General features: G+C 62.0%; 1 protein-coding gene. It reads left to right on the top strand.

Features of this window, described 5'->3' with window-relative positions:
- A partial coding sequence (locus G491_RS36020) for a beta strand repeat-containing protein (protein ID WP_028316592.1) occupies positions 1 to 10,802 on the top strand: 10,802 nt, incomplete at both ends.

Genomic DNA, 10,802 nt, shown 5'->3' with positions numbered 1-10,802 from the left:
CATCACCGGAACGGCGACGGGCGCTACAGCAACCACGGTGGACATCACCCTGGACGCCAGCACGTCCGTAACCAATAACGGCAGCATCGACGCCAACGCCAAGACCGACGCAACGGTGGAATTGATCGCAGGGTCGTTCATTGCGGTCAATGATAACATTGACGCCAAAGGCTCGAACGGCGCTGCAATTGTTGACTTGAACGCCAACGGCGGAAATATCGCCACGGCCTTGGCCGGAAGCATCAATGCCACGGGCGGCACGACCGTTGACATCACCCTGGACGCCACGGGCAATATCAACAACGCCGGAACCATTACCGGCGCGGCGACCACGGGTACAGACACCATCGCCCTGACCGCGGGCGGATCCATTGACGTGGATGCAGCCATTACCGCGACCTCCACCAACGGCAGCGTTGACATCGACCTGGACGCCAACGGCGGACCCATCGACACGGCGGCCGACGGCGACATCACGGCCACGGGCGGCACGACGGTCACCGTCACTCTGGACGCCTTCACCGGCGGCATCACTACAAGCGGAAGTATTGACGCCAACGCGGGAACTAACGCAGACGTGAACCTCATCGCTCAGAACACCGGCGCCATCGTGGTAAGCGATGAGATCTCCGCAAGCGGTTCGTTAGGTTTCGTGGACATTGATTTGTGGACCAATAACGGCTCCATCGATCTCAACGCTAACGCCGACATCACTGGAATCGCCGGAACCAATGTATTCATCACCCTGGACGCCACCAACGGCGGTATTGTGTCAGATGGTTATATCAGCGGCGGCGCCACGGGCAATGTGGACATCGATCTGATGGCTCGCACGGTGGGTAGTATTACCCTGAATAACGGCATTTCGGGCGGCGCCACGGGCAACGTGGACATCGACCTGACTGCACAAAACGGCGCCATCACCACCAACGCCGGCGGCTCGATTGGGGGCGGCGCTTCAGGCAACGTAGCCATTACCCTGGATGCCACCAACGGCGGAATCACTGTCGGCGATTCCATCACCGGCAACGCATCCGGCAGCGTGGACATCGATCTGACAGCTACTACGGCCGGCGCCATTGCCCTTAATGCAGCCCTCACCGGCTCCGGCGGCTCTGATGTGGACATCGACCTGACCGCACAGAACGGCGCCATCACCACCAGCGCCGCTGGCGACATCAAGGGATCTTCCACCAGCGGTTCGACCTTCATTACCCTGACGGCGACCAACGGCGGCATCACTACCAACGGAACCATCACCGGCAGCGCCATAGGCAATGTGGATATCGACCTGGATGCGGACACCCTCGGCAATATTATCGTGAATGACGCCATAAGCGGTTCTGCTACTTCCGGCAATTCCGACATTGATCTTTGGACCGACAACGGAAGCATTGACCTCAATGCAGGAATCACCGGCGCGGCCGGCAACAACTCGTACATCACCCTGACCGCGACCAACGGCGGCATCGTCTCGGATGCAGCTATCGCGGGCACGGCCAACGCCGGCATGGTGGATATTGATCTTTACGCCGTAACCGGCGGCGATATCGTCACCAACGCGGGCGGTACGATAACTGGCATCGCAGGAACAACAGCCGATATCGATCTGGCCGCGGACAACGGCGACATTACCGTGGCGGACGCCATCCTTGGAAGCGGCGTTAAGGCTTTCATCACCCTGGACGCCAACGGCGGCGGAACCAATGACATTACCACCACCGGCGCGGGAACCATCACTGCTAATGCCTCAGGAACCGGCAGCGCGGCAGTGATTAACATCCTGGCCGACGGCGGCCGCGATGTGGCTCTGGGAGCCGCTGTTGCAGCGAACGGAGGAGAAACCGCATTTGTGAACGTTCAGGCTGCCGGAAACATTACCTCCACTGCAGCCGGTACAATTGAAGCTTTGGGCTCCAAGTTCGGCAATGTCACCATTAACTCCTTGGCTGGAACCGCCGGAGACGTAACCCTTAACGGTACGGTTTACGCCGGATCCGGCACGGGCGGCTTCAACATCCAGATTTACGCCAACTCAGGCCATGTCACATTGAACGATACGGTGACAGGCTTTGGCGGAACCACGGGCGCCATTGATATTATAGCCCAGAATCTGGCGGGTACGAGCGACGTTAACCTCAACAATCTGGTTGAGTTCACGGCGACCGGCGGAACTATCTCCGTATCCGCGGAAGACGACGTCCTGTTCAATAACGCAGTGTCAGACATCATCGCCACCGGTGCACCGGTCGTAACCATCACGGCGGACGCCGACGGCGCAGTTCCCGGCTCCGGCGGCGCCATCACCATGGTGGACGGCGCCGGCATCGATGCAGGCAGCGGAACCATCACCCTGCAGGCTGATGAAAGCATCACCCTGGGTCAATTGGTCACCACCAATGCCACAACGGCGGCTGTCTCCATCACCTCGGATAACGGCGCTTTGGTGGACGGCGGGGACAGCCCATACACCTTGGGCGGCGCCACCGAAGACATCATCGCTGATGCCTCGGGTGCACGGGCGACCATCAATGTGGTGCAAGGCGCAGGAACTCTTGCTAATCCCATTGAGACAGACGTCAATGAAGTGGTGATTAACAACGCCGCTGGAAGCATCAACCCTGTGGCAGGCGACATTGTCATCGCTGAAACCGATAACATCAACGTGTTCTCCATTAGCCAAGCCAGAACCGGTTCCTCACACGTCCAGATTGTTACGACCAATGGAACCATCACGGTGCTGGAAGCGGGCTCCGGCATAGACACCCTGGCCACCGCCGGCTCCAAGGGCGTGTACCTGGACGCCAACGGCGTAGGACAGGATGTCATTGTCAATCAGAGCATTGATACGGACGGCGCAGGCGTGATCATCGACGCCGGCCATGCCGCCAACTTTGGCGTGCAAGGCGACGTAACCACCAACGGCGGCGACGTTGTGATCACTTCGGATATCGACGCGGTAGCCGTTGGAAGCATCACCACCGGCGGCATAACCATGGAGGACGATGCCAAGGACGCGGCGTTGATCGACGCCGGCTCCGGAACCATCACCCTGGAAGCCAAGGGGGATATCCGCATCAGCGGCCTTTTGACCTCGAACAATACAACCGGAGCTGTGAGAGTCACCTCCACCCAGATGGGCATCGTGGATAACGGCGACGTCTTCACGGACATCGTGGCAACCGGCGCCAACGGATGGGTTAACCTCACAGCGGTGGACCTCATTGGCCGCGTGGTCAATGACGACGTCATTGTGGATCCGGGCAACGCTCCCTATGATGGCAGGGACGGTTCGGGCAATCTGCTCGTAGATCCGGATCCCGTCGGAAACGCAATCGACACTCAGATGCAAAACCTGAAGGTGGTCACCTCGGCCGCGGGCGCTGAAATCGCCATCGATAACACAGGCTACGATCTGGTTCTGGGAACCACGGCAAGCACGGTGGTGCCTTCCCTAGGGGTTGACGCCTCCATGTGGGTCAGGAACGACCTGAACCTCACAGTCGACGCCTGGACCTTGGACGGCAACGACAACGTGGGTCTCATTTCCACGCTGCAGAACGTTACCTTCCCGGATGTTGGAGCCCTCGCTGGAATTTTCAACGGCGGCACAGGCGCGAATTTCGCTTTCACCGGATCTCGGGTGGCGGACATCGCTGTAGGTTCCGGTACGGTTCGTTTGGAAGCCGTCAACGGCATCGTTCAGGATTCCGCCAGCGGCGCAATCACGATCCAGGCGGAAAACCTGATCCTCAAATCCAGATCCCTGTATTCTGAGGATATAACCAATATTGTCAGGTTTGCGACGGCGAATTATGATTACGCCACCGGCGTGGATCAATACAGCCCCTTCGGCGCAACCAACAAGGTTTCCTTTAACGTGGTGGCCGAAGTAACCAACCTGGATGTGGAAATCACCGGTTCCGGCGAAAGTTTCCATTTCGCCCAGGCCAATGACAGCGCCACCGGTTCCGCAGAGGACTTGACCATCAGGGACCTGGACGGCGACGGCTATTCCATGCTCATCAATGGTCATAACACCACTCCGGACGCTGACATCCTGGTTTATGTGGGCAACGGCGTAGACATCAATACGGACGGCGTAACCCTGACCGTTTATGACGACTTGAGCGCCCAGAACGGAAACATTTCCTTGTGGGTGGATAGCAATAATACTCAGGACGACGGCGGCGTAATCATAGGTGCTTCCGCCAGCGTGACAACGGATGCCACCGCAGACCAAAAGGGCGCCCTCTACATCATCGGCGATAACACCATAGAGACCAACGCTAATGTCTACGCGAACAGCGGCGAAGTGGTTGTACTGCACGCCACGGCTAATCACATCATCATCGATGACGCCACCGTGGGCGCAGGTACGGTCACCCTGGACACCGGCGGCAACGTCTGGGATATTCGCTTCACCCAAAACGGTTCCCTGACTGTGAACGGCGGCAATTTGAATATCCAGAACGCCGATGAGTTCCGTATGGAATCCGGCTCCGCCGGAGCTTCGGAGATTACCGTCAACGGCGGTTCGGTTAACATCGACAACATCAATGTCATGATCATGCAGGATGGCACCACCATCACCGCAGACAAAAACGTCAATATCGGCGACACCGCCAGCTTAGGCCATGTCCACACGCTGTACATGTCTCCCACCTCCACGATTAACGCAGGGGGAGCCATCAATGCTTACGTGGGCGGCGACGTCCTGCTCGGAAACTTGAACTCCGACATAGACGGAGCCGGCGGCGAAGATATTACTGTGGAAACTTACAAAGGCCAGGTTCCGCACCCGCATTTCATCACGAACCTCACGACGGGCTCCTTGTACACCCTCTCCTGGGGCGATGAAGAAAACGGCACCATTCCCACGGTTGGCGGAACTTCCGCGGTTAACATGCCTTCCCAGACCGGGACTGTTACGGTTGGCGGCATCATCAACCCGAACGGGAACGACGTGACGTTGATCAGCGCGGCGGACGGCATCGTGGACGGGGACGGCCAGGTGGTGAACACGAACATCTTCACGGCCAGCGCATCCAAGAGCATCGGCGCCGCGGCCGACCCCATAACCATAGACGCTCTGGTGGTGGACGGCACGACCACGGGTACGGGCAGCATCTATATTTACAACACGCCCTCCGGAGATGTGAGAGCCGACTTCAACACCAACGGCGGAAACATCATCTACAGCCAGCAGGGCGGCGACCTGCTCCTGATTGACGATGCGGCCTGGGGCGGAGCGGACGGGGATACGGACGCCATATTCACCAATAACGGCGACGCAACCATCGATCCTCCGGACGACGTGACCATCTCCAGCGCGGTGAACCTGGGAACCGGGACCCTGGTCCTGGAAGCCAACGGCTTCATCACCCAGAACGCCACCGGCAATATCACGGCCAAGAACGCGTACCTGATCGCGGACCTGAACAACGACAACGGCGCGGACGGATTCGGCACGGACTTCATCCAGGCCGGCACGGGCGCAACCTTGACCATCACGGCTTCGGGCGACGTGGACATCCGGGCGGCCGGATTCCAGTTGGACAGCATCACGGCGGCTTCGGGCCGGATTGACCTGACGGCCAACTACGGCAATATCGTGGAATTCGGCGCCGGCGATGCGGGCGCGGACCTGGTTGCCCAGACCATCAACCTGGTGGCTGACGGCGGTTCCATTGGAGCAGCCAACTCTCTGGAAGTGGACGCCACGGTGAGCCTGGACGCGGACACAAGTCAGGCCGGCGGTAACATTGACCTGACCCATGCGGGCGCGGGCGACATGCTCATAGACGTGGTCAACGCAGGCGCCGGAACCGTGAACCTGAACGGCGGCGGCAAGAGCCTGGTGGATATCAACGGCACCAACGCCAATGTGACCGCCAGTATGCTGACGGTGACCAACGCCAAAAACATCGACCTGGACACCAGTGTGGGTTCGGTGAACCTGACGGCCACGGGCGACGTAACCATCGACGAGACCGACGGCTTGAACGGCGTGTACATCAGTGCGACGGGCACAGGCAACCAGATTGTGGTGAACGCCAACGGCACAGTGGATCTTGGCAAAGACAACCACAGAATTGAGGCGGGCTCCGGCGGCGCCATCACGGTGACCACGTCCTCGGGCGACATCACCTCCACCCATGCGACGGGCTTCATCGGCGCCACGGGCGGGGGATCGGTGGACGTCACCCTGGAAGCCAACGGCAATGTGACCTTGACCCACGGCATAGCGGCCCAGGGCGGCGATGTGGACATCGAAGGCCTGAACGGCAACGTGACCCTGACCGCCTTAAGCGGCAATAACATATTCCTGCTTGCGGGCAATAACATCATCCACACGGGCGTCATCAACGCCACGGGCGATGTGGCCTACATAGCGGGCAATAACATTACGATAGACGGCGCGGTGACGGCCGGCGGCGATGTGCTGGCCGACGCAGGCGTCCTGCTGACGGTCGCAACCGGCGACACGGTGGCTGCGGGAACGGGCGTGGACTTCAGCGCCACGACGGCGGACATCAACGCGGCGGTGACTTCCGCGGCGGGCGACATCATCATCAACACCGTGGGCGGCGGCGTGGACGCGGACGCCAACATCACGGCAGATACGGGCGACGTGATCATCACGGGCGACCAGATCGACCTGTTCGGCGTGAGCGCCAACCAGAACCTGATCCTGACCGCCACCCAGACCAGTGTGGCGGCGACGGATCTGCTGCATGCGGGCACGGACGTGCTCATCAACGCGGTGACCAGCGTGGCGGTGGAAGAAGTGACGGCCACGGGCGACATCGAGATCACGGCGGGCACGGCCTTTGTGAACTCGGCGGCCATGACCGCGGGCGTGGACCTGACGGTGACCTCCGACGGAACCCTGACCACCGACGGAACGGTGACGGGCGGCACGGTGACCCTGAAGTCCATTTCGGCGGACCTGGACCTGAACAACACGGTCAACTCCACGGCCGGCGACGTGACCCTGCTGGCGGATACCAACGTGGTCGCCACCGGCGCCATCACGAGCGTGGGCGGGGACGTGAACATCGCGGCCAACCTGGGCTCCGTGTCTGTGGCGGGCGTGACTTCCGCGGCCAACGTGAACATTAATGCGGCCACGGGCATCACCCTGAACGGCGCGGTAAACGCCTTATTGGCGGAGATGAACACCCAGGCCGGCAATATCACGACCGCCGGAACGGGCGTGGTGAACGCGGGCAACCTGCTTGCTCAGGCATGGGCCGGCTCCATCAATATTGATACGGACGTGACCACCCTGGAAGCGGTGGCCCGGGGCGATATCACCGTGGATGAAGCGGACGACATCACCCTGGCCAGCGTAATATCCGGCACGGGCGACATCGTGGTGAACGGCGCCCAGACCGTGGGCGGTCTCCTGAACGCCCAGTATGTGGAAGCCCAGGCAGGGGACGTCACCCTGACCACGGCCAACAGCGCCAGCATTCAGGCGGGCGCGGTGAACGCGGTGGGCAATAATGTGGTTCTGAACGCCGCGGACAGCATCACGGACGGCGCGGGCGACGTGGTCGCCAACGACCTGGACGCCACGGCGGTGAATAACATCACCCTGACCTCCCAGGTGAACTCGGCGAGCCTGACCTTCAATGCGGGCGGCGCGGCGATCCTGTCCAACATGGCAGCCAGCCTGCAGCTTGACAACACCACGGGCGGAACCCTGGATGTGACCAACACGGGCGCCATCACGGACGGCGGCGGCAACAACGTGGACACCCTGAGCCTTGAGACGGTGGACGGCGCCATTACCTACGTGGACGGCGACAACCTGATCGCCCTGGACGTGCGGGCAGGCGGAACCGGGAATAACGTGACCCTGACGGCCGGCGGATCCATGGATGTCCGGTACGTGGAAGCCTCGGACGATACGGTGAGCCTGACGGCTTCCGGCGACATCGCGGACAGCCTGGGAACCGGCACTCTGGACGTGCTGGCCGGGACCCTGGTGCTGAACGCGGGCTCCACGGGCGACATCAACCTGGATACGGAAGTGGACGTCCTGCATCTGTCCGGCGCGAACGCGGCGCAGAACGTGACCATCCGCGAAGTGAGCGAAGTGACCATCGGCGCCAACGGCATTGATACGGCCAACAACGGCGCGGTGAGCATCACGGCGGGCGGAACCATCAGCGTACCCACGCTGATCGACGCGGACGGCGCGGGAACCCTGACCCTGAACGCGGGCGACAATCTGATCATCGGCGGCACGCTGAACAGCAATAACGCCCTGATCGATCTGGATGCAACCAACGACGTGCTGATCTCCGGCACAATTAATACGGGCGTGGGAACCACGGGCAACCTGCAGGTGGATGCAGGCCAGGCCGTGACCCAGACGGCCGGGACCATCACGGCCAACAGCGCGCGGATTACGGCGGTTGTCGGCGGCGTGGACATCTACCAGGGCGGTAATGACTTTGAACTGATTACGGTGTCGGCGGGCGGTCCTGTGTGGATCCAGGACGCCGATGACCTGACCATCGGGTCTTACGACAAACAAGCGGGCGTTGTGACGAGCAACGATAATATTACGATAACCACCAGCGGCTCCCTGACGCTGAATGCGCCTGTGACGGCGGGAACAGCGGACGTGGATATAGACGTGAACACGGGCGCCCTGTTGGGCTCGGGCCTGATCACGGCGGACCTTGTGGACGCCAAGGCTCAGACCTCCATCACCATGAATACGGACGTGAACACGATCATCGCCGACGCTTTGGGCGGGAACGTGGTCATCACGGAAGCCGACGGCGTGTTCCTGGAACGCGTGACGGCCCCGGCCGGAACGGTGGACATAACCACCAAGGCCGCGGGCGACGTGGTAGTGGGCCGGATTGCGGGCTCCACCACGGTGGACCTGACCCTGGGCGGCGCGGGCGACGTGCTGGACGACGGCGACGACGCCACCTGGATCGCGGGTACGGTGCTGACCATTGACGGGCCTTCCGCGGGCGCGGTGTCCGGCAGCGTGACCGTCCGGACGGACGTGGACTCGGTGGATATCGAGGCCACGGGCGATGTAACCATCACGGAAGCCAACGCCATTACGCTGACCCAGGTGACGGGCGATGACGTGGAAGTCACGGCCGGCGGCAATGTGACCATCGGCAGCGTGGACGCCACCGGCGCAAGCGGCCGGGCGGCCATCGAGGCGGTTGGAAACATCAACGGCGGAACCATCACGGCTCCGCTCGCGGCCCTGGAAGCCACGGGCAGCGTGGGCGGCGCCACGGCCATCACCCTGGATAATGCGGGCGTGACCCTGGCGGTGACCGCAGGCGGCGACGTGGAGATCGACGGAACCAGCGGCGACCTGACGGTGGGCGCGGTTGACGGCGTGGATCAGGGCCTGTCCGGCGTGATCGCCGGCGGCAATGTGGACCTGGACGCGGCGGCCAACCTGAACGTGAACGCGGACATCACCGCGGGCGGCGGCACAGCCGACCTGAGCGCCAACGGCGGGAACATCACCACGGTGGACGCTGCGATAGTGACGGCGGCAACGGTGCTGGCGGACGCCGCGGGCAATATCGACCTGAACACGGACGCGGTTGACTTGACGGCCGTCTTCGGCAAGACCGGCACGGCGACCATCGACGAACTGAACGGCCTCCGGATCCTGAACACCACGGGCCAGACCCTGGACGTGACCATCGAGCAGGACGGCGCCATCACGGACGGCGGCGGCAACAAGGTGGACAACCTGTATCTGGAGACCCAGAACGGCGCCATCACCTTCAGCAACCTCCAGACCCTGAACGTGATGAACGTGCGTGCAGGCGGAACCGGCAACGACGTAACCCTGACCTCGGTCAACGGCATGAACGTGGATTACGTGGAAGCGGCCGGCGACACGGTCTTCCTGACCACGGGCCGCGATATCACGGACCTGAACGGCGCCGGAACGGCCCAGGCCAACCTGAACGTGCTGGCCAGGGAACTGGTGCTGGATGCGGAAGGAAGCGTCGGCTCCTTTGTGACGGACGTGGGCAGCATCGACCTGGACACCGAGGTGACCATCGCGCACCTGTCGGGTGCGGATCAGGCCACCAACGTGACCCTGCGTGAGTGGACGGACATCACAGTGGGCGCCAACGGGTTTGATACTCAGGGCAATGGCTTCGTGAGCATCACCACCACGGACGGCCCCATTGCGGTGGAAGGCGTGATCGACGCGGACGGTGCGGGAACCATCCTGCTGGCCGCCAACGGCGCTAACAATAATATAACCCTCAACGCCAACCTGATCGGCAACAGCGGCATCATCATGCTGCATGCGGCAGGCAGCGTGAACCAGCTGGCCGGAACGGTCACTGCGGATACGGGCGTGGAAGTGACGGCGGGCGGCCCTGTGAGCCTGGCCCAGGCCGGCAACGCCATGACCATGGTCGCGGTGACGGCTAACGGCGATGTGGCCATAGACGACGATGCAGCCGGCGGCCTGACCGTGGGTACGGTGAACGGCGTGAACGGCATCACCTCCAACAATAATGACATCCGCGTCAACTCCGCGGGCGACCTGACCCTGGCCCAGTTCGTGAACGCGGGCTCCGTGGGCGACGTAACCCTGGTCTCCGCAGGCGCCATCGCGGGCTCCGGCATGGTGACGGGCTTCCTGGTGGACGCCACCGCGGCTACGGGCATTGACATGGACACCACGGCGGACGTGATCAACGCGACCACCCCCGCCGGCAACATTATAATAGAAGAAACCAACGACGTGTACCTGTTCAGCGTGACGGCTCCGGCCG

The organism is Desulfatibacillum aliphaticivorans DSM 15576 (assembly GCF_000429905.1).
GTDB lineage: Bacteria > Desulfobacterota > Desulfobacteria > Desulfobacterales > Desulfatibacillaceae > Desulfatibacillum > Desulfatibacillum aliphaticivorans.
Note: the sequence above shows the minus strand (reverse complement) of the source record. Positions and strands in the feature narration are given on the sequence as shown.